This window comes from Nitrosopumilaceae archaeon AB1(1), assembly GCA_033471095.1.
Taxonomy (GTDB): Archaea; Thermoproteota; Nitrososphaeria; order Nitrososphaerales; family Nitrosopumilaceae; genus Nitrosoabyssus; species Nitrosoabyssus spongiisocia.
The window spans coordinates 1,141,451-1,163,574 of sequence record CP136752.1 but is presented as its reverse complement, the minus strand read 5'-3'; the positions used below and the strand labels follow the sequence as shown (position 1 = coordinate 1,163,574).

Below are 22,124 nucleotides of genomic sequence, written 5' to 3'. Positions count from 1 at the left end.
GAGAAAAGATGTTTAAATTATTCAGTAATTATAAATCTAATGGCAACACATACTTACCCTTAAATTGAATCAATACACCAATTTTTACAATGATGACATCACGTGGGTATGATATGACCCCAACAATGTATTCGCCAGACGGTAGAATATACCAAGTAGAGTATGCATTAGAGACAGTAAAACGAGGAACATTAGCTTTGGGTATTAAGAGTAACGAGGGTGTAATAATGGCAGTAGAGGAGAAATCAAGAACTCTGCAATCTGCAGGCATTACACAAAAGATATTCAACATAGATGATCACATTGGTGCTGCTGCGGCAGGATATATTCCAGATGCACGAGTACAAATTGATAATGCTAGAAATTTTTCACAGGGAAACGAAATATCATATGATGAACAAGTAGACGTAGAGGTCATCACTAAACACTTGGCAGATCAGTGTCATCAATTTACTCAATACGCCGGTGTCAGACCATACGGTGTTGCATTAATAATAGCAGGGATTGATCAAAATGGCAAATCAATTTACCTCATTGATCCAAGTGGAACATATGTACAGTATTCAGCAATATCAATTGGTGCAGGCTCAGACAATGTGAATGATTTCTTGGAGAAAAAATTTACTTCAAAACTCTCTCAAGAAGACGCAACGATTTTGGCAATTGCAGCAATAAATGCAAAAAGTGACGATATGTTAGATCACACACATGTAAAAATATCGGAGATAAGAGACAAAGGAGTCATAAATAATTTATCAGTAGATAAGATTGAAAAATATTTAAAGATGGCAGTAGAAAAATACCCAAAAACATAAAATATCAGACAATGTTACAATTTTAATTGATTAAAGAGCGACTAGAAAAATTAAATATCATACTTCCCCCAACACCCAAACCAGCTGGAATGTATACTCCTGTATCGTGCACGAATAATTTGACATATGTGTCTGGACAAATACCAATAAAATCAGGTAATGTCATATATACAGGAAAAGTATCTGATGAAAATATAGAGGAGGCAAAAGAATCAGTGAAACTGTGCATAATTAATTGTCTAGCTCAACTCGAATCTAGCGTAAAGTTAGAGAGTATTAAGAGAATAATACGAATCTCAGGATATGTAAATTCAACACCACAATTCACTATGCAGCACAAAGTAATGGATGCCGCATCCAAACTATTAAATGAGATTTTTATTGAAATGGAGGGACATTCAAGAATCGCAATAGGGGTGCCCTCATTACCGCTAGATGCAATGACAGAGATTGATATGATTGTAGAGATTAAATCATGATAGACTTTTATTAAATTCCATAATAAATTTTTTTATTTTTGAGTGTGGTATTATAGCGCCGCATGCTTTGTCATGACCACCACCTGAACCACCAAGAGATGTAGCAAGTTTATTTGTAAGCCGTCCTAGATGAGTTTTGCAATTTTTGGATCCACGAATGGATACAGAATAGATGTTGTGATCAACTCTGTTCTTGTACGCAATTCCTACATCACGACCAGAAAAACCCAAGACAAAGTTTACAGCCCCACTAACTCCAGAATCCTTTACCTCAACGTATCCAAGATTCTTCAACACCTTCATCGAACGTGTTACTTTGTTCATAACATCAGCAAGTGTACTTGCTTGAGATTGTGCAAAATCAAAAAAGCCATCAATATCATGAGGGTACTTTGATTTTGATAGGTCGTTAACCAAGTCTAGTAGAAATTCTTCTTTTTTCTGGTGTCCCACAATATTAAAGGTAAGAGAGGTGGCATTGATTAATACAAATTGCCTGTCATACATGGCTAAGAGTTTTGAGCCTAGTGGTCTGTCATCCATATAATCAGTAATTGCAGCACATGCAGCTACAAATGAGGCGTGTTTATCAAGTTTTTTTCTAAATGTATCATAGACTAGTACTGTTGCACATTCATTTATGTTGTGAACAAGTTGCACTCCGATTTTTTTAATTTTTTTAGCAATCTTCGGATCAATATCATGATGATCAATATAAGCAATCTTTACTAGACGCTTTCTTAAAGCAGTGAGGATTTCTACAAATTTATCTTGATTTGTTTTGCTAAGACCAAAATCACAGATGAATAACATTTTTAATTTTTTATCAGATGCAATCTCCTCTAGTGCTGCTATCTGTCCTGGATAATCTACCAAAGTGATATCAGCGTTGAATGATTGTTTAATTAGAGATGCAGAACTAATACCATCAGCATCTTCTTTATGTGAGAGGCACGCAATGCGTGTTTTTACAAGTTTAGCCTTTGAGGATTTCTTTGCAACCAATATTGAAGAATCTGAAAATCCCTCATTTAAATCCAAAATCTCTATACACGAAGTTCTAACGGAGTATATTTACAACCGTCAGGATCACAATACTTTCCAACATAGTTTGCCTTTGGTCTGTAAAGTGCCGGTTTCGGAGCTGCCTCGGCAAATTTTTCCTCAATTATATGTGCGGTCCAGCCAGCAACACGGGACATTGCAAAGATAGGAGTATTCAGATCCATAGGAATGCCAAGCATGTAGTAAAGTGACGCACTGTATAGATCAACATTTGGGTATATAGAGATGTTTTTAGTATTTTTTATCTCTTGAATTGTCACCTGTTCAACTTTTTGAGTAATATCAAACCAAGGAAGTGATAATTTTTTAGCAAGAGATTTGGACAGATTTTTCAACAATACAGAGCGCGGATCAAATGTTTTATAGACCGCATGTCCCATGCCCATGATTCGCTCCCCTTTATTCATTCTAGCTTTAATCCAATCAGACACATTATCGACTGTCTGAATATCAAGTAACATTTTCATGACCTCATAATTTGCACCGCCATGTAGTTCCCCACTAAGAGAGCCAATCGCAGAGCTAATTGCAGAATACATATGTGCTCGTGTAGATGCAACCTGACGTGCAGTAAATGTAGATGCATTAAATGTATGATCAGCGTGTAGTATGAGAGCAACGTCAAACATCTTTTCAGTTTCTTGATCAGGAATTGTTCCATTCATCATGTAAAGAAAGTTTGCAGCATGACTAAGATCGTCACGAGGATGAACAACCTCTAGATTATTTCGTATTCTTTGCCAACTGGCAACTATTGTTGGAATTTTTGCAATAACATTTGTAGCACGTTGATAACTGGCAAATTTGTCTTTAAACTCTTCATCATAATATCCTGCTAGCGCAGCTACAAAGGCCTGCAGCATATCCATTGGATCTGCATCCGATCTCCAATTTGCCATGTTTTTTTGCATCTGTTTTGGAATTACACGGGCCTTTATCATTTCAGATTTAAAATTTAGTAATTGATCATTATTTGGCAGAGCATCATGTAGTAATAGGTATGCAGTTTCTTCAAAATTTGATTTTGATGCCAAATCACTAATATCAAAACCACGATAAATTAGTTTACCATTTACACCATCAATGTTAGAGACACGTGTATCGGCCACCTCTACATTTCTCAGACCAATATTTTTAGTATCCATGTGATAATTGGTTTTGGCTTGTTAATATAATATTCGTGTAATTATTTTAAATGATAAAATATGTATCAGAGGTAAAGGTTTGAGAATTACATAAAAAAAAAGACAGCAGAGTTTCAACATTTCAGAGAACAACCGCATTATCTCTAATCATATATAACTTAATAGACATCAAACTAGCAAAGTTTTTAAAATGATTAATGTTAATGATATCATGAGAAAATCCATCCCCGTATGCTTTACAAAACAACAATATGAAATGATACAAGAGTATGCTAAACAACACGGTTTGTTAAATGCATCTCAAGCTCTAGAGAAAATATTGAGAGAAGAATAAAGATACAGTAAAGATAAATTATTAGACACACTAAAATCATTATGAATCTATTTTCTAGAAAGCCGTTATTTTGTACTGTATGTAATGTACGTTTGACCCACAGACATAAACCTAAACGCGAATGGGGAATCGAGGGTCGTCTATGTGGAAAATGTCATCTAGATAAGACAAGGGAGCATCATGAGGCCAAGGCAATTCAAGAATGTATTGTTTGTAAAAAGAAGGATAAAATTATGAATTTATGGGAGCCACGATGGCAGTGGGACATGGAAGGGCTATTATGTAAAACTTGTTTTGATGAAAAGGAGCAAACTTTTAAGGTTGAGAAAAATTTCTGCAGTGTTTGTGGTGAAAAATTAGGATTTATTCGTTACAATCCAAAGAGTAAATGGAAAGTAACAGGACAGTTGTGTAGAAAATGTTGGGATGAGCAAAAAGCAGAGAATGAATAATTTTGAATATATTCAAGAGACACAAGTGTGATATGTGTAATGAAAAATTCAAACAAGAAGAAGATGTGATGCACCATAAATTAACTATTCATTATAAAAATAACAAGTATGATTGTAACGTTTGTGGTGTAGAGTTTTCAGGAATGGAGCAAATGCGTACACATATGCAAAAATTTCATACAAAAATCTAGATTGCTTTTATTCGCTTTATACCCTCTGAGCGAAGTTTGGTAAATATGCGAAAACCACAAATACATTTTATCTCAGGTAGACGCTCAAGTTCTACATTTGAGACATTTGTACCACAACGAAGACAAGAGTATTGAGCTTCATATCGTGGTGGTTCTTCTTTAACCTCTTCTACTTCTTGAACCTCAGATTCTTCAGATGACAATACAAGGATTTGAAAATACAGCAATTTAAAGGATACTTGTATGTGTAGGTCGTTATCTTGTCATAGGTGTTAAAAATTTAAAAATATAGTTATGTTAGTAACATCTCAATGTACACACCAGATGGTATGTTGAGACGCATTATTTGCTTGATCACTTTATGATCAATGTCGATTATTCTACGATGTGTTCTCATCTCCCATTTCTCATATGTCTCTGTACCGCTTCCACAAGGGGATTTTCTAGTTGCAATGTGTAGTTTTTTTACAGGTAGTGGTGTTGGGCCTTTAAATTTTACACCAGCCTTGATTCCCATGTCTATAATTTCATCACATACACCAACAAGTTTAGAAAGATGGATACTAGTAAGTTTGATACGGGCAGATTGTGTCAATGTTGGACACCATACTCCCTAGGGTTTGTGTTCTTCAGTAATTTCTTTAACAACACCGGCAGCAATAGTTGCACCCATATCACGAAGTGCAAATCTACCCATTTCAGGGAATTCCTGAAAAGTTTCAATTGGTGTTGGTCGAACAGGTCGAATTTTAACAATTGCAGAGTCTCCTACTTTGAGGAATTTTGGATTCTCTTCATCAGTAGCTCCAGTTGCAGGATTTATCTTTGCAAGAAATTCAGTTATAGTTGCTGCAACCTGTGCTGTGTGACAATGCATCACTGGTGTATAGCCAGGGGCCAGAGCAGTAGGATGGTGTATTATTATAATTTGTGCCTTAAATTCTTTAGCTACCTTTGGAGGATTGTCTGGAGTACCCAAGACATCACCACGTTTGATATCTTTCTTTTCAATTCCACGTAGGTTAAATCCGATATTGTCACCGGCTTGTGCAGATGGCATTTCAGCATGATGAGTCTCTATAGATTTAATCTCACCGATAGAACCAGAAGGCATAACAATAATTTTATCATTTGGTTTCATGGTTCCAGTCTCAACACGACCAACAGGTACAGTACCAACACCAGTAATTGTATATACATCTTGAATAGGAACACGCAGTGGTTTACCAATTGGTTTTTCAGGAAGTGTAAAGTCGTCAAAAGTCTCCAATAGTGTCTTACCTTTCCACCAAGACATACTGTCAGATTTTTTGACTAGATTATCGCCCTTCCAACCAGATACTGGCACAAATGGTACATTGTCAACTTTATATCCTACAGATTGAACAAGTTTTTTACCTTTTTCAACAGCGGCGTTGAAGGCATCTTCAGAATAGTTGCTAACATCCATTTTGTTAATTGCAACTATGAGTTGACCTACACCCAATGTCTTTAACAAGAAGGCATGTTCACGAGCTTGTCCACCAGGGGCAATCGCAGTATCAGTTTCACCCTCTTTTGCAGACAAGACTAGTACTGCAGCATCAGCTTCAGATGCACCGGTAATCATATTTTTAATAAAATCACGATGTCCAGGAGCATCAATTAATGTAAAAAAGAATTTGTTTGTCTCAAATTTTTGAAATGCCAAATCTATAGTTATACCACGTTCACGTTCATCTTTGATATTATCCATAACCCAAGCATACTTGAAAGTATCACCTTTTCCAGTCTCCTCAGATGCCTTTGCATGTGCATCGATTGTACGCTGATCCACTACACCCAAATCCATTAGGAAATGACCCATCGTAGTAGATTTACCATTATCAATGTGACCAGTCACAATAAGATTCAGGTGATCTTTGTTTGCCATAAATAATTTGCCCATTTTATACACATATTAATGTTATTTACAAATTATATCAGAAAATAATTTCTAAAATTAGAGTTCAGCATCAAGAATATCACACAATTGTAATAACAACTTTAACACACAAGATGCAGAAAAATAGTGTGAAAGATACACGTATTGTTCCACACAAGCCTGCCATGACGTTAAATTATGAAAATAAAAATTATTTAATCATCACAGATATTCATCTAGGATTCGAATCGATATTATTTGGAAAGGAGATTAATATTGGGAGCAACACGTATGGTGTTGAATCTATACAAAGTATTGAAGAGCTGATAAAGAGTACAAATTCAGACTCTGTCATTATACTGGGGGATATAAAATCTAGTATTAATAGAATTTCAGATCTCGAATGGAAAGAGATGTCAAAATTAATGAAAAAATTAAATGATATCACGCATTTGATAATAATACCTGGTAATCATGACTCGAACATACAGAAAATATCTACACAAAGTTCAGTTACAAGCAACATTGGAATAACGTTAGGAAACATACTATTAACACATGGACATATCTTACCAACAAGAAAAATGTCGTATGTGTCTAGAATTATTATGGGACATGTACATCCAATCTTCTTTTCCAATGATTCAATTTTAAATGGACAACGAGTGTGGGTAAATTTACAATGTGATAGAAGAATAATATTTCCATCAACAAGTGGCAAACTTGATGTTACAGTTGTACCATCATTTAATCAGTATATAGTACCAGTATACAGACATAGGAAGAAAAGTGCAATATCCCCCATCATCTCTAGAATATTAAAAAAAGAGTTTGTAGTGAAAATCATCACACTTGATGGCACCATAATTGGAAATGAAGATATTATACATAATGTCCTCTAGACATCTTTGTATGAATCTAGGGGTTTCAGAGTAGGTTTGTTTGAGCGTAACCATTCCAAAGTCTTTACAAAAGATTCTGCAAGCTCTACAGTGGTAAGAACAGGTATACCAAGTTCAAGGGCCTTACGACGTATCTGATACTCATCGTAAAGCATACCAACATATTTTTCAAGTGTGGACGTTGATGGGATGTTAATTATAAAATCAATCTTTCGTGTATACAGATAATCAGATATGTTTGGGGATTTGTCCGGCTCACTAATTTTATGGACTATGGTAATGTCATCTATCTTTTGTGATAAAAATTCTGCAGTATGCTCCGTTGCAAATATCTTAAAGCCCAACTTGTGCAGTAGAATAATTGTAGGATATAGTTTTTCTTTGTTATCCATGCCACCAATAGTGATTAGTGCAGAGCCAGATGAGGGTAATGTATTACCAACAGATGTCAAACTCTTTGAGAGAGCATCATAAAAGCTATCTCCAAAACATGCAGACTCTCCAGTAGATTGCATCTCTACTCCAAGTACAATATCAGCACCGTCTAGTTGCATAAAGGAGAACTGTGGGGTTTTGACACCATACTGTGTTATCTTTTGCCACGAATTATCATCTATTGCGGGAAGTTTATTTCCAAGAATAGCACGTGATGCAAGATCAATCAAATTTATGCCAACAAATTTAGATACAAATGGCATAGAGCGTGATGCTCGTATATTCAATTCAATCACATAGACGTGCCCATCATGAATTAGAAATTGTAGATTAAAGGGACCAATTATTTTAAACTCTAGTGCAATTTGTTTGGCATAGTCTGTTATCTTTTCAATAATATGAGTACTAAGACGACGTGGTGGAATACACATTATTGCATCACCAGAGTGAATACCTGCACTTTCAATGTGTTCAATTATTGCTCCAATTACAACATTACTACCATCACATACACCATCAACATCAGCTTCAAGAGAATTGAGCATAAACTTTGAGATAACCACAGGGTGATCAGATGATAAATTAGTTGCACCTCTAACAAAGGAGCGCATCTCTTCTTTTGACCATACCACCTTCATTGCCGCACCACTCAAAACATAGGATGGTCTTACAATCACAGGATAACCAACATTTTGTGCAAACTCTCTGGCATTCTCAAGGTTGGAAAACTTTTCCCAGATGGGCTGTTTTATGTGTAGTTTGTCTAAAACAGAACTAAATTTAGAACGATTCTCTGCCCTGTCAATATTTGCCGGCAATGTTCCAAGCACTGGAGAGTTTGGATTTGCATCAAGTCTTGGTATAAGATTATTTGCAGTCTGCCCACCCACACAAGTTATAATTCCTGACGGTCTTTCAAAGTCACAAATGTCTAAAATTCTCTCATACGTCAACTCTTCAAAGTATAATCAATCACATATATCATAATCAGTAGACACAGTCTCTGGATTACAATTAATAATAGAAATAGTATAATCGGAGTTTTTTTGTATTCCCCACACCATATTGACAGTACCCCAATCAAACTCTACACTACTTCCAATGCGATATGGACCGGCACCTAAAACAATAATACTTTTAGAGTCATCAACTTCAATGTCATTAGTAGTACCACCATATGTAAAATAGAGATAATTTGTCTTCACAGGCCATTCAGCAGCAAGTGTATCAATCTGTTTTACAACAGGAGTTATTCCTAGTTGTTTACGTTGTTTACGAATTTCACCTTCATCTGTTTTTACAATATTTGCCAGTTGTTTATCTGAGAATCCTAATTGTTTGGATTCACGTAATAATGAAGAGTAATTAGTAGTAGTATCGAGTTTTTTCATCATATTTACAATATTATTAATTTTATGAATAAACCAAGGATTTATCATTGTTAGTTGCCGAATCTTCTCTTTAGACATTCCAGTGTATAGTGCATGTGCTACATGATACAAGATGGAATCATCAGGTTGCAAGAGTTTGTTTTCTAGTTCCTCCTCAGTAAGTGATTTGTGGGATGGGTCGCCCACTAGACCATTATGATTATTATCCAACATTCTAATAGCTTTTTGCAAAGATTCTTCAAACGTTCTTCCGATACCCATGACTTCTCCGATGGATTTCATTGTAGGTCCCAGTGTTTTATTTGCTAATTCAAATTTCTCAAAATCCCAACGCGGATGTTTACACACTATATAATCCAAAGATGGTTCAAAACATGCTGTTGTTATCTTTGTAATACGATTTGTCAACTCTGATAAATCATAGCCTAGTCCAATTTTTGCAGACATGTAAGCAAGTGGATATCCTGTTGCCTTACTTGCAAGAGCAGATGAGCGTGATAATCTAGGATTAATTTCAATGGCCGCATACTCGGAAGATTCAGGGTTTAGCGCAAATTGAATATTACACTCCCCCACAATACCTACGTACTTTGTTGCGTGCAAAGATGCTGTTCTTAGCATGTGATATTCAGAATTATTCAAAGTTTGAGACGGAGCAACTACAATGTTATCACCGGTGTGAACACGCATGGATAAAACATTCTCCATGTTACACACAATTACTTGATTCTCAGAGTGATCACGTATCACTTCATATTCTATCTGTTTCCATCGACCAACATATTTTTCAACCAATACCTGACCTACCATACTAGCGTTCAATCCACGAGTCACAATCTCATATAGATCTAATTCGTTTTGTGCAACACCGCCACCCTTACCTCCCAGAGTATACGCCACGCGAATGATTACAGGATATCCAATATCTTGTGCGGCCTGTTTTGCCTCATCAAACGTTTGAATGGTTTTACCTAGCAGAGTTGATATACCACACTTTTGCATAGAATCTTTGAACAATTGTCTGTCTTCTGTTTGTTTAATTCCCGAAATTGGTGTTCCCAAAACTTTTATGCCATATTTCTTCAACAATCCACTATCATCCAATTTTACACCACAGTTCAATGCAGTCTGTCCACCATACGCAAGCATTATGCCATCTGGGCGCTCAGACTCTATTACAGATTCGACAAAATTCGGTTGAACAGGTAAAAGATAGACCTTGTCTGCAAAGCGAGTATCTGTTTGAATTGTTGCAATATTTGGATTAACAAGAATGCTTTTTATGCCATCCTCTTGAATTGCCTTGAGGCATTGGCTACCAGAGTAGTCAAATTAGCGGTCATTTTTGTGACTTTCGCCGGCTTCTCCGATCTTTATTGCCCCACTTCCAAGTACAAGTATCCTCTTCAACGTCTCATTTTTTGGCAGGGTTTTCCTCCTCCATAATATGTCGTAGCTGTTCGAAGATGAACTTACAGTCAAATGGACCAGGTGATGCTTCAGGATGAAACTGTACAGCAAGACACTTTTTGTTACTACTTTTGATACCCTCGACGGTATCATCATCTACATTTGTAAACCAAATATCAAAATCAGTATTATTCAATGATTCAGAATCTATACAATAACCATGATTCTGACTAGTGACGTATACTTTATCATCATCAAGCAAATCCATACAGGGTTTATTTTGTCCTCTATGACCATATTTTAGCTTGTAGGTCTGAGCGCCTCCTGCAATGGCGATAATTTGTGCCCCAAGACATATTCCAAGTGTCGGTATATCATGATTAATCAATTCTTTAGCAGTATTAATAGTGGCAGAGCATTTTTGCGGATCTCCCGGACCACTACTAATCACAACGGCATGTGGATTGAATGAAGATATTGTTTGAAAAGATACATTCCACGGCACAACAACTGCACGATACCCCATACTACAAATGTTGCGCAGTATGGCATTTTTTACTCCAGTATCTATCACAATAACTGGTCTTCCAGAACCATACTCTACAGGTTTGGGAGTAGAAATGTCAGATACAAAATCAGTGTCATTATACAATTTTGTGTTTGTTAAATTTTCAGACAGTGTATTGGCAGCAGAGACATCAATTTTCTCATCAGATACAATTAGACCGGCCATCATAACACCTTGTTTACGTATTTTTTGAGTCAGCATCCTAGTATCAACATTTGATATTCCGGGAATCTTTTCTTTATACATCCATTCATCAAGTGTCATGGATAAATTCCAGTGACTTGGATTATTTGACAGGTTGTGAATAATTAATGCCCGTGCCTGAATTTTATTGGATTCAAAATATTTGGTAATTCCAAACTCATCCACAAGGCCGGGATCAGGTACACCATAATTTCCAACAAGTGGATAAGTGAGAGTAAGAAGTTGGCCCCCATAAGAGGGATTTGTAAGAGCCTCCACATAACCTACCATACCAGTATTGAATACTAATTCGCCAAACACATCAGTAGGGTATCCAAAACCCACTCCATCGATGGTTGTACCATCACTCAGTATGAGCTTTGCAAACTTGCCTGTATAACTTGAATTCTTTGTGAAAATTTGAACCCTCGTGATTTGAATTTTGTTATGGATTTAAATTTTTTGCTATAAATTGGTTCAAATAAAGCAATGTTGGTTGATGAGTCATACAGTATGCATTATAAATGATAGATATTATCAGGAAATATCAAATAGGTAAAAAATGAATGTAGAGTAGGGATTTGTCAAGTATTCAGAGCAGTTTTTGAATTGATAGAATCAACACAATACATAACGACAGAATCATAAAGTGAGATAAAGGAGAGATTTAAAACCATTCCTAGATGTAAAATTTATGTATTATTATATAAGATTGATTTTGTAAATAATTATGAGAAAGACAAGTATGATGAATAGTACATGGGATTTGTCAGAACTGATTCAAAAACCAATTGATAAAGAGATGTGTAACATGCTTGAGAAAATACAAAGTAAAGTGGTGAGGTTTAAAAAAATAAGAAAACAACTAGATGCAGATATTTCTGTAAAATCATTTTATGGTATCATTAAAAAGATAGAAGATATTTTAGAGGAGGCCAGTAGGGTTTATGGATATGTATCATTAGATTATTCAGCAAACACACAATCGGCAATTGCAACATCAAGATTGGCCATGATACAACAACAATATGCAAGTATTGCAAACGACATATTATTTTTTAATCTCTGGTGGAAACAACTAGATGCTAAAAATACAAAACGATTGTTAAAGAGTTCAGGGGAATTAAAAAACTATCTAATACACATGAAATTGTCTGCAAAATATACACAGAGTGAGGCAGAAGAGAGAATAATAAACATACTAGACACCACAGGTGCAACGGCACTAGTAAAAATTTATGACAAAATCACAGGCGCATTTATTTATAAAATCACACTAGATGGCAAGGAGAAAAATTTTACACGAGAAGAACTGACTAGTCTTTATAGAAACAAATCAATGCATGTTAGAAAACTTGCATATCAGACATTTTTTAAAAGATTTCAAAAAGATAAAGAAGTGCTAGCAGACATTTATAGAAACATTACACTCAATTGGAAGAATGAGGGCATAGACATACGAGGACACAAATCTAGTATATCTATCAGAAATATCGCAAATGACATAGATGATGACACCATATCAGTAATGCTTCAAGTGTGTGAAGATAATGCACCCATTTTTTGGGATTTCTTTAAACTAAAGGCCAAGATGTTAAATATGAAAAAACTCAGGCGTTTTGATATTTATTCATCAATAGGAGATGAGAGGTCAAAAAAATATAATTATAGTTTATCAAAAAAAATGGTTTTGGATTCATTGGGAGAGTATAGTCAAAATATGAGAAGGAGTGCAAAACGAGTCTTCGATGAGAATCACTTGGACTATACCATACGAAAAGGTAAACGAGATGGAGCATTTTGTAGTACTGTATCTCCTAAAATCACACCTTACATTTTGTTGAATCATACAGGCAAAATAAGAGATGTATTTACACTAGCACACGAATTAGGTCACGCAGTACATAGTATGATGGCAGAGAAAAAATCCATTCTAACACAACAAGCTCCCTTGCCAATAGCAGAGACAGCATCAACATTTTCTGAACTATTACTTTATCATAATATGTCTGAAAAAATGACTCAGCATGCAAAGAGAGTAATATTATCTGAAAAAATGGATGATCTGTATGCCACAATAATAAGACAGGCGTTTTTCACTCTTTTTGAAATTGATGCTCATCGTGCCATGAACAAGGGTGCTACGTCAGAGGATATTTCAGACATTTATCTGAAAAATCTGAATCAGCAGTTTGGTAAATCAGTATCAATATCTAAAGAATTTGATTCAGAGTGGGTTGCCATACCACATTTCTTCCATACACCATTCTACTGTTACGCATATTCATTTGGAAATCTATTAGCATTATCATTATTTCAAAGATATAAAAAAGAAGGGGCAGAGTTTGCCCCAACGTATGAAAAGATTCTAGCATCCGGAGGATCAGAGAAACCCGAAGAGTTGTTTGCAAAATATGATTTTGACATTTCAAAAAGAGTATTTTGGCAAGAAGGATTCAATCATATGAAATATCAGATTAAAGAGTTGTCAAAATTATAATGGACTGGTAACCTTTACGCTTCAGTTACCAGTCCTGTTCCCGAACGGTTTGAATTCGATGTCAAGTAGGCTCACAATAGGTGAAATTTAAAGGTTTTACAGCACACATGAAATTATAAATGATTAATGAATCAAAGCACTATTAAATTATGATATTCAATTTCTAATATTGTTTATGAGGTGTAGGTGGATACATTTTTGTCTCATATTATTAATTATAATAATTGGAGCAGAGTTGAATACAAGTGCATCTGCCCAAACACCCCAAATTGCCACATTTCAAGAGATTGCAAGATTAATAATTGATAAACAAATTTCAAATACATCTACCGTATCAATTACACTGCAGACATCAAGCAATCAAGAATTTAAGATTAGCGATACATTAGAGAATAAGATTTTACAGACAAGAGAAATATCAAGTGTGATTATCACCAACGAGGATAATTGTATAATTGGAGTGCAAGATAGTGTATGTATACTTGTAAATGTTAAACTAAACACTACAGGTATCGGTATTAACGCTATACAGAAAGTTACAAGAGAGATTGGGGATTCAGTCATTAATGACATAAATGATATACTAAACACACGTGCAAATTTTCACTCAGTGTTTATTCATACAGATGATACACAGTTAGTCAATACAGGTGCAAAGAATATTCGCCATGTCTCAGCAGTATACACAGAACCATACAAAGCTACAGATTTTATATTTGATGGAATCGCATCTACAATAATTGTCAAAGAAATTACCAGAGGTGGTGGATTTTACGATACGGCAAAATACATATCCACATTTGACGATACGACATTTAGTTTATCGATGATACCACAAAAGGACAAGATTCTATATCAAATCCACGTATCACTATCACGTATAGATGAATCAGGAAATGTTATTTCACCATTAAAACATTTTGGAATAGACACATTATACAGATCAGATTATTTTTCACAGGGATTTTATCCACTAAACTCACTACTTCAGGTAATTATATCATCGAATGATATAGTGGGCGTAGATGTGAAATCAAAGATAGAGACCATATTGCAAGATGGTAGCATACTGCCAGCAGACATTACAAAATCAGGATGGGTGTTTGAGTTGAAGAATGATTTGGTAGATGGGAGATACATATTTGGAGACACCGTACAAGCAGGAGAAAAAGAGGTAGAGATTATACTGCAGACAGAGAATGCAGAGATTACAAAAATTAACACATTTGACAGTTTTGTAATTATAATAATTGGCATAGTTGCAATACTAATCGTTTTATTTTATCTGCGAGGATATAAAAGAAAAGACTAGAGGAGCAGTACCAGCTGCTGCAAAGACTGTAGTCCACCTACCTCTTTTATCACCGATTGCAGTTTGAGTGATATTTTGTGTTTTGTATATCTCTCCAGATATATTCCACAGCTGTTTCTTTTCATTCCAACTCTTATCAATATCAAATTTTATACCTAATGATGAGGCAAGCATCTGTGCGGCAATATCTTCTGCATAGTCACCTGCCTCTTTGCGGGTCTGTCCAAATGATGTATACTCTGACAAGTACCCATACCGAGTTTGATCCTTTGGTCTTGCAATTCCAACAGATGCGGCAATCAATCTATGAGGTTCATTTGTTTGGTTCTTTGAATAAATTGTAAACAGTATTTGTCCTTGTTGGATTAATTTCAAACCAGAGGTTCTAGAAATTAATTTGGCTTTAGGTGGGAATATACTAGATATCAATACAAGATTGGTTCCTGCGATACCTGCATCACGAAGTGCAAACTCAAAGCTCGTAAGTCAATCTTGATGAATACCCTTGCCCTTTACAAGAAAAAGTTTCTTTGCTACTAATTCCATTATTAATTCCAAAATATCTGTTTATTTATAGTTTTAAATAAAATGAACGACACGCTACAGACTAAGAAAATTATTAAGAGCGATGTTTACAAAGTATTAAAAAAATATAATGAGGATATCATTAAACATTATTAAAAATTTTTTTTATAGATTCAACAATTTGGAGTTTGGTCTGTATATCCAAATCAGGTTCAACTGTAGCGAATATTGTAAATTTAGAGACATAGATTACAAGCTGGGTTACAAACTCACGCTCTACATGCACATACTTTACCTGACCTAATTTGACATCAAATTCACTTCGCATTGCTCTGCGCTGAGCGACCTGTCTGCAAAAATTTTCTTCATCTTTTTGCGATTGTAAAGAGGTCTTACCAGTCTTCATTATTCCCTCCACAATATTTCCATCAGAGTCTATAAAGGCCACAAAACGCATTTTAGTATTAATTTGTATTATTTTTTCTGCAAGTTCAACAAGATTATCAGAATTTGCTACCATGTTTAAGCATAAAATTGGCTGAATATTATAGTTTCTAAACACTCTACCAAGTAATAAACAATATTTACAGTATTTCTAGAAATATCATGTAAAATATCTGAAATACAATACACCAATAATATACTATTCATTGAAGACGAATACAATGTATTTAATTTATCAAGATTCATGATACCGAAAAAGCATTCCAAGATAAGAAAAACACCAATATTAAAGAGGTAATAATAATCATATCGCAACTAAACACGATACAGACACACACGAATAATTAAACAATGACAAGTATTATTTTTACTGAATAAAAATAATCACATTATATAATGTTAGAGTCTGTTTTGAATGATTTACAAGTTGTTCTTGAAAAGTATCCATATCAATACACTAGAGTTAATTTGTAAATTTTCAAATATAAATAAACATTAAATATGTTTGATGTGATATAATAAAATTACAAGAAGAAAATGATGATTTATAAAAAATACCAACACTGTATAATTGAATTATTTTTTTCGGCTATCTATTATTCTAGGACCTTGTGTCAAAAAGATCCATCCTACAACTCCACCTAGAAGAAGATTTATGGTTCCAAGCATGGTAATGTAAAAGGTTTCACTGAGTAACCCTATTGCGATTCCAGGTATGCCAGTACCAAAAAATAATCCCAACAACACTTTAAGTTTTTTAGGTTTAACATATTTCATGTTTAAACGCAAATATCATATTATTAAAAATTGACAATCAGTGAAGTTTAATGTATAATAAATTATATAGTAAATTTACTAGTCACAAGGATATATTCAATACAAAAAGGATTATACGCCTAATTTCGATATCCTCGCAAAGGATTCACAGTAGCGAGTAGTGATTTGACTGATTATATCATGTGGGATTAAAGGTGGAATCGGGGTATCATTATTCTCTCTAGACTCTTCGAATTGTTGCTTGTGGCCATTTTGTTCAAGCCAATCACGTAAAATTTGCTTGTCAAATGCAGTCTGAACTTTTCCCACAGCGTACGAGTCTATTGGCCACATTCTATATTCATCCGGACCTATTGAATCACCAAGAATAATATTATCATCAAGAATACCGAATTCCAATTTTAAATCTGCTAAAATAAATCCGGCCTGCTGTGACACCATACTCATCATTTTGTATAATTGAATTGATTTATCTTTTAGAAAATCAAATTGATCAGTTGTTACCAAACCTAGTTGTATGGCTTGGGTACGATCAACTGGTTTATCATGTTTTGTTTTAGTTGTAGGATCAAAGAGAGGAGTAGATAATTGTGATGCCATTTGTAAATTTCCGTCCAAAATTACATTGCCAGTTTTATGTCAATCTATCAGACTACCATAATAGTATCCACGAACAACACATTCCATTGGTATCATCTTTAGTTTTTTCACCAAAATATCACAATCTGCAACACGTTTGACAAAATGTGAATCTGTGTTTAATTTCTTAAACCAAAATTCAGCAAAATCACACAGTGTTTTACCCTTTAATGGAATAACATCGTTAAATGAAACGTCAAATGCAGATATCCTGTCACTGAATCTAAATAATAGGTGCTCATCATCATAAGAATAGACATCCTTGACTTTCCCAGAGAATAGTAGATTCAAGCATATTTCGTTATTACTTTAAAGAATTTAACTTGTGTGAATTATTCAGATACATCTTGTGTGTATTCTGAAAAATATCAGATCACTATGCATTCATATTTTGAACATTTGTTACAATTCCATCTTTAAATTTAGGCTCAATTCCCAAATCAGTATAATTGCCATTATGACATGTAAAGCACATAGAGTCAGTATCAATCCCTATGGCGCGAGCTAGATTTTCAGCGTCGTTGTATCCAAGAAAATCAACACCAATGTCACGACGTACCATCTCTATAATTTTCTCATTAGAAATAGTAGGATCGTTTGAATATGTGGCAAGTTCCTTTTGAGATGGAAAATCAATTCCTGCAAAACATGGGAAACGTATGGGCGGATATGTAATTAATAGACTTATTTTACTAACTCCAGAATTACGCAGTGTCGTTACAATCACTTTGGAACTTGTACCACGAACAAGACTATCATCAATGACTATGATGTGTTTTCCACGAATGATATCAACAATTGGAACTATCCAACGATTAATATCAACACGATCACTATGATCTGGTTGAATAAAGCTACGCAAGGGGCCTTTTTTGCTATATCTGTCCTTCAAAAGCCCTTCATCAAATGATACACCTAACTCTTCGGCAAAACCAAGGGCAGCAGGTCTTGCAGAATCCGGCACAGGTATCACTAGATCTGCATCAGGAATTGGAAATTTTTTTGCAAGATATCTACCAATATTCTTTCTAGACAGATAGATATTTTTCCCCTCCATCTTACTTGACGGATGTGCAAAATAGGTAAATTCGAATGAACAATGAGATTTTTTCACATTATCTGAAAACATTTCAGAGGACATACCATCTTTGTTTATTTTTAACAATTCACCAGGTTTTACATCACGAATCAATTTTGCACCAATAGCAATAAGCGCGGCCGATTCTGAAGCTATGACATATAGATCATCTTGTTCATTATATCCTAACACTAGAGGTCGAAAGCCATATGGATCACGTGCGGCGTATATTGTGCCATCATCAGATAGGAACACAAAACAGTATGAACCGACCATCTCGTTTTTCAGAATTGAAAGTGCTTTAGAGAACTGTCCGTTTTTAGACACAAGCGAGACTAGACGCTGGGCCACAAGCATTGTATCACTAGAGTTTTGTGGAGTAAATGAGCACCCACCCACCATATTGGATAATTGTTCGACATTATTTATGGTTCCATTGTGAGCAATGCACAGATCAGTCACTTTTAGTGGTTGGGCGTTCTGAAGATTACTACTACCAATTGTAGAGTATCGCACATGGCCAATAACACAGTTGGAGGAGAATTGTTGAGACAGAGAGGCAAACTTTGAAGATGATGCAGATACAAGACCCATGTGTTTGGAGGGTTGTTTATTTGGAACAGCTAATCCCCAAGCCTCTTGACCTCTGTGTTGTAGTGCTCGAAGAGCATCAAAGACGTAGGGGACTGTATTATCACCTTTTATGCTAAAGATTCCAACTACGCCACAATTCTCTTTAACCATCTAGCATCATCCTTAGAGATTCGCTCCAAAATTTATGTGCCTTGGCAACATGTATTTGAAATGATGAATCATTATGATAAAAATCAATGGTATTTCCACCAAATGTTCCAATTACACCATACGATATTCCATCAGCATCAAGAATCTTTTTTGTATCATCAAGACATTCTTTAGATACAACAAGTAGATACCTAGAATGACTCTCAGAGAATAATAAAACATCAGTATCAGATGAAACAGATGGCATATTGCCAAGATTTACCTTGCATCCTAAATTATCATTAATGGATAATTCACATATCGCAATTGCCAATCCGCCCATAGAACAATCGTGAACGGATTTGACTAGTTTTGATTTTATAACATTCAATACAGCATTCATATTTTTTTTGGATACCTCAAAATTAACTACAGGGCATTTGCAACCAGTAAATTTGTAAATATACTCCAAGTATGCAGAACCACCAAGTTCGTCCAAGGTATCACCAATAATTATTATCGAGTCATCTTGACAAGTATGTTTTGGAATATGTGGAGGGTCATCTCCAAGTCCAAGAACACCAATCAGAGGAGTGGGCTTTATTGGACCGGCAGGTGTTTCGTTGTAAAAGCTTACCTTGCCACCAACACACGGAACATCCAGATACTTTGCAAAATCTACCAGTCCGCGTAGAGATTCAAGAAACGTCCAAAATATCTCCGGATCATTTGGATTTGCAAATTGTAAATGATCCACCATACCAACGGGTGCAGCACCGGTACAAACTACATTTCTGCAAGCCTCCTCAAAACATCCAATAGTGCCATTGTATGGATCTAGATAGCATTGAGAAGGATTGGCATCCATCTTCAAAGACAGATATTTAGAGTTGTCAAGTCGCAAAGCTGCCGCATCCATACCCGGTTTGATGATTGTCCGAATACCCACCTCATGATCATACTGTCTATACACCCAAGACTTACTAGCAATGTTTGGATTTGAGAGCAATTCATACACCAAATCGGTGAACGGTCTCACAGGTTTGGGTCGAATGTACGATATACCATCAAGATATTCGGGGCGTTGTGCGGGTCTGTCAAGTAGTGGTGCAGATGATATAATCTCCGCATCCATGTCTGCAATAGATTTCCCAGAGTGTGAAACAGATACATTTTTACCAAAAGTTACACTTCCAACAACAGATATCAAGACATTATATTTTGCACAAATGGATTGCAGTTTTTCCAGACCAGGATCGTCTGTGATTATTAGCATTCTTTCTTGAGATTCAGATATCATAATTTCGTCTGGAGTCATGATTTCACGTTTGTGTATAGCATCTACATCCATTGAAATGCCAACAGACATGGCGTGAGCAGTTTCAGATATTGCACATGCCAGACCACCGCCACCTAGATCTTTGATCGCCTTTATACAATTTTCATCTCTTGCCTCCAGTATTGCCTCTATAACTAATTTTTCCACAAAAGGATCAGGGATTTGTACAGCAGAGCGATCTTGTACATTTAAATCGTCAGATGCAAATTGAGAACCACCAATACCATCACGTCCAGTATTACCTCCAACCAGTACCACTACATCACCAACATCAGCATGATTTACGAATAGTTTTTTCTTTTCACCAAATCCAACTGCTGCCACATCTACAAGTGCATAATCATTAAAACATTCATCAAAACCTACCTCGCCACCAACAGTAGGAATTCCCAGACAATTTCCATAATGTGCAATTCCACTCACAGAGTTTTTAAAACGAAATTTAGCGCGATCATCTGTTAGAGGATCTCCGAATCTCAAACTGTTTAAAATCCCAATTGGTCTAGTCCCTGTAGAGAGTATATCTCGAATTACACCTCCCACACCTGTGGCCGCACCTCCAAATGGCTCTACAGCAGAAGGATGATTATGACTCTCAATGTGTACAGTGACAACATATCCATCACCCACATCTATGATCCCAGAATCATATCCGGCTCCAGTGATTACGTGTGGGCCTGTCATTGGAAGTGTTTTGAGATGTTTTTTAGAAGATTTGTAAGAGCAGTGCTCAGACCATTGGGCAACTACAATCTCCATCTCAGTTTGTGTGGGTGTCCGGCCCAGTCGCATCTCCAATACTTTTAATTCATTACCTTCAAAATTCATCACAAAACACCAATATGATTCAGCATGGATTTGAAAATTAATGATGCAGGGATGTTATCCAGTGGATTTATTGCAGATTCAGCTGCTCTTTCAGGATGCGGCATCATTCCAACCACATTTTTATTTTTATTACACACACCGGCAATGCCATTCGTGGAGCCGTTGATATATTCTGAATATACAAATACAATTTGATTATTTGTCTTTAATTCTTCTAGTGTGATATCATCTACATAGTATCTACCCTCACCATTTGCAATTGGAATTGGAATGTGTTGATCAATATCCAAACTAGTTGTAAATGGGGTTTTATTATTTTTCACAATAAGACTAGTCCAGTTACACATAAACTCCAAAGATGTATTTCTCTGTAACGCCCCAGGCAAAATGTGGGCCTCTACCAATATTTGAAAACCGTTACAGACTCCTAAAATAGGCATGCCAGAATCTGCAGCATCGCGTACCGGTTTAATTATAGGGCTACTGACTGCAATCACACCTGCCCTCAAGTGATCCCCATATGAGAATCCGCCTGGTAGTACCAATAGATCTACATCACCAGTAGATGTGTCATCGTGCCAAATGTATCTAGTATCCATACCATAAACATCAGAGAGTACATGAAACATATCACGATCACAGTTACTACCAGGAAATCTAATGATTCCAGCCTTCACAATTTGTAT

The 22,124-nt window shown here is 35.6% G+C and carries 20 protein-coding genes and 3 pseudogenes; 8 read left to right on the top strand and 15 right to left on the bottom strand.

All coding sequences use genetic code 11. The features are described 5' to 3' along the window. The first annotated feature begins 89 nt into the window (after positions 1-89). Both R1F52_06785 and R1F52_06780 read left to right on the top strand, forming a co-directional pair. Positions 90-815: an archaeal proteasome endopeptidase complex subunit alpha gene (locus R1F52_06785; protein ID WOV92806.1), complete on the top strand. Its 726-nt coding sequence runs from the start codon at positions 90-92 to the stop codon at positions 813-815. A gap of 26 nt (positions 816-841) precedes the next feature. Beyond that, entirely contained in the window at positions 842-1,294 is a 453-nt protein-coding gene (locus R1F52_06780; protein ID WOV92805.1) for a RidA family protein, read from the top strand. Here R1F52_06780 and R1F52_06775 read toward each other — a convergent pair. After that, on the bottom strand, positions 1,289-2,335 hold the full coding sequence (locus R1F52_06775; GenBank protein ID WOV92804.1) for a DHH family phosphoesterase: 1,047 nt from the start codon (positions 2,333-2,335) through the stop codon (positions 1,289-1,291). The two genes, R1F52_06780 and R1F52_06775, sit on opposite strands and share 6 nt — an antisense overlap. Before the next feature lie 5 nt (positions 2,336-2,340). Then, complete coding sequence (locus tag R1F52_06770) at positions 2,341-3,504, bottom strand: citrate/2-methylcitrate synthase (GenBank protein ID WOV92803.1); 1,164 nt, start codon at positions 3,502-3,504, stop codon at positions 2,341-2,343. Between the two features lie 211 nt (positions 3,505-3,715). On the opposite strand from R1F52_06770, the gene R1F52_06765 reads away from it, so the two are divergent. The 3 genes from R1F52_06765 (at position 3,716) to R1F52_06755 (ending at position 4,481) form a co-directional block, all read left to right on the top strand. Beyond that, positions 3,716-3,838, top strand: a complete 123-nt coding sequence (locus tag R1F52_06765) for a hypothetical protein (protein WOV92802.1) — start codon at positions 3,716-3,718, stop codon at positions 3,836-3,838. A 92-nt stretch (positions 3,839-3,930) separates the two neighbouring features. Next, on the top strand, positions 3,931-4,290 hold the full coding sequence (locus tag R1F52_06760; protein WOV92801.1) for a hypothetical protein: 360 nt from the start codon (positions 3,931-3,933) through the stop codon (positions 4,288-4,290). Positions 4,291-4,292: 2 nt separating this feature from the next. Then, complete coding sequence (locus R1F52_06755; GenBank protein ID WOV92800.1) at positions 4,293-4,481, top strand: C2H2-type zinc finger protein; 189 nt, start codon at positions 4,293-4,295, stop codon at positions 4,479-4,481. Here R1F52_06755 and R1F52_06750 read toward each other — a convergent pair. The 3 genes from R1F52_06750 to tuf form a co-directional block, all read right to left on the bottom strand. Next, positions 4,478-4,684 (bottom strand): RNA polymerase Rbp10, encoded by a 207-nt coding sequence (locus R1F52_06750; GenBank protein ID WOV92799.1) that lies wholly within the window; start codon positions 4,682-4,684, stop codon positions 4,478-4,480. The genes R1F52_06755 and R1F52_06750 overlap by 4 nt on opposite strands. An 89-nt stretch (positions 4,685-4,773) precedes the next feature. Further along, the gene (rpsJ, locus tag R1F52_06745) at positions 4,774-5,076 is read right to left on the bottom strand and encodes a 30S ribosomal protein S10 (GenBank protein ID WOV92798.1); all 303 of its coding nucleotides are present in this window, start codon (positions 5,074-5,076) and stop codon (positions 4,774-4,776) included. 18 nt (positions 5,077-5,094) lie between these two features. After that, positions 5,095-6,393: a translation elongation factor EF-1 subunit alpha gene (gene tuf / locus R1F52_06740; protein WOV92797.1), complete on the bottom strand. Its 1,299-nt coding sequence runs from the start codon at positions 6,391-6,393 to the stop codon at positions 5,095-5,097. Positions 6,394-6,533: 140 nt separating this feature from the next. On the opposite strand from tuf, the gene R1F52_06735 reads away from it, so the two are divergent. Continuing rightward, positions 6,534-7,286 (top strand): metallophosphoesterase, encoded by a 753-nt coding sequence (locus tag R1F52_06735; protein ID WOV92796.1) that lies wholly within the window; start codon positions 6,534-6,536, stop codon positions 7,284-7,286. On the opposite strand, the gene R1F52_06730 is transcribed toward R1F52_06735, so the two are convergent. The 3 genes and pseudogenes from R1F52_06730 to carA all read right to left on the bottom strand — a co-directional run bounded on the left by R1F52_06730 (position 7,283) and on the right by carA (position 11,714). Next, entirely contained in the window at positions 7,283-8,674 is a 1,392-nt protein-coding gene (locus R1F52_06730) for an ATP-grasp domain-containing protein (protein ID WOV92795.1), read from the bottom strand. The two genes, R1F52_06735 and R1F52_06730, sit on opposite strands and share 4 nt — an antisense overlap. A gap of 15 nt (positions 8,675-8,689) precedes the next feature. Then, a pseudogene (gene carB, locus R1F52_06725) lies at positions 8,690-10,432 on the bottom strand (carbamoyl-phosphate synthase large subunit). Positions 10,433-10,526: 94 nt separating this feature from the next. Beyond that, positions 10,527-11,714, bottom strand: a complete 1,188-nt coding sequence (carA, locus tag R1F52_06720) for a glutamine-hydrolyzing carbamoyl-phosphate synthase small subunit (protein ID WOV93881.1) — start codon at positions 11,712-11,714, stop codon at positions 10,527-10,529. A 289-nt stretch (positions 11,715-12,003) separates the two neighbouring features. Between carA and R1F52_06715 the strand changes: the two genes are divergently transcribed. Together R1F52_06715 and R1F52_06710 are read left to right on the top strand one after the other, a co-directional pair. Continuing rightward, a complete protein-coding gene (locus tag R1F52_06715) occupies positions 12,004-13,773 on the top strand; it encodes a M3 family oligoendopeptidase (GenBank protein WOV92794.1) in 1,770 nt (589 codons plus the stop codon). 235 nt (positions 13,774-14,008) lie between these two features. After that, entirely contained in the window at positions 14,009-15,085 is a 1,077-nt protein-coding gene (locus tag R1F52_06710; GenBank protein ID WOV92793.1) for a hypothetical protein, read from the top strand. Here R1F52_06710 and R1F52_06705 read toward each other — a convergent pair. From R1F52_06705 to purQ, 7 genes and pseudogenes are all read right to left on the bottom strand, one after another. After that, positions 15,050-15,559, bottom strand: a pseudogene (locus tag R1F52_06705) (pyruvoyl-dependent arginine decarboxylase). The gene R1F52_06710 and the pseudogene R1F52_06705 sit on opposite strands and share 36 nt — an antisense overlap. Before the next feature lie 193 nt (positions 15,560-15,752). Next, complete coding sequence (locus R1F52_06700; GenBank protein WOV92792.1) at positions 15,753-16,130, bottom strand: DUF6659 family protein; 378 nt, start codon at positions 16,128-16,130, stop codon at positions 15,753-15,755. Positions 16,131-16,630: 500 nt separating this feature from the next. Further along, complete coding sequence (locus R1F52_06695; protein ID WOV92791.1) at positions 16,631-16,831, bottom strand: hypothetical protein; 201 nt, start codon at positions 16,829-16,831, stop codon at positions 16,631-16,633. A 111-nt stretch (positions 16,832-16,942) separates the two neighbouring features. Then, positions 16,943-17,761: pseudogene (purC, locus tag R1F52_06690) on the bottom strand (phosphoribosylaminoimidazolesuccinocarboxamide synthase). An 85-nt stretch (positions 17,762-17,846) separates the two neighbouring features. Further along, positions 17,847-19,292: an amidophosphoribosyltransferase gene (purF, locus tag R1F52_06685; protein WOV92790.1), complete on the bottom strand. Its 1,446-nt coding sequence runs from the start codon at positions 19,290-19,292 to the stop codon at positions 17,847-17,849. Beyond that, complete coding sequence (gene purL, locus R1F52_06680) at positions 19,285-21,438, bottom strand: phosphoribosylformylglycinamidine synthase subunit PurL (GenBank protein ID WOV93880.1); 2,154 nt, start codon at positions 21,436-21,438, stop codon at positions 19,285-19,287. Before purL ends, purF begins: the two co-directional genes overlap by 8 nt. Continuing rightward, on the bottom strand, positions 21,438-22,115 hold the full coding sequence (gene purQ / locus R1F52_06675) for a phosphoribosylformylglycinamidine synthase subunit PurQ (GenBank protein ID WOV92789.1): 678 nt from the start codon (positions 22,113-22,115) through the stop codon (positions 21,438-21,440). The genes purL and purQ overlap by 1 nt, the downstream gene beginning before the upstream one ends. Positions 22,116-22,124 lie beyond the last annotated feature (9 nt).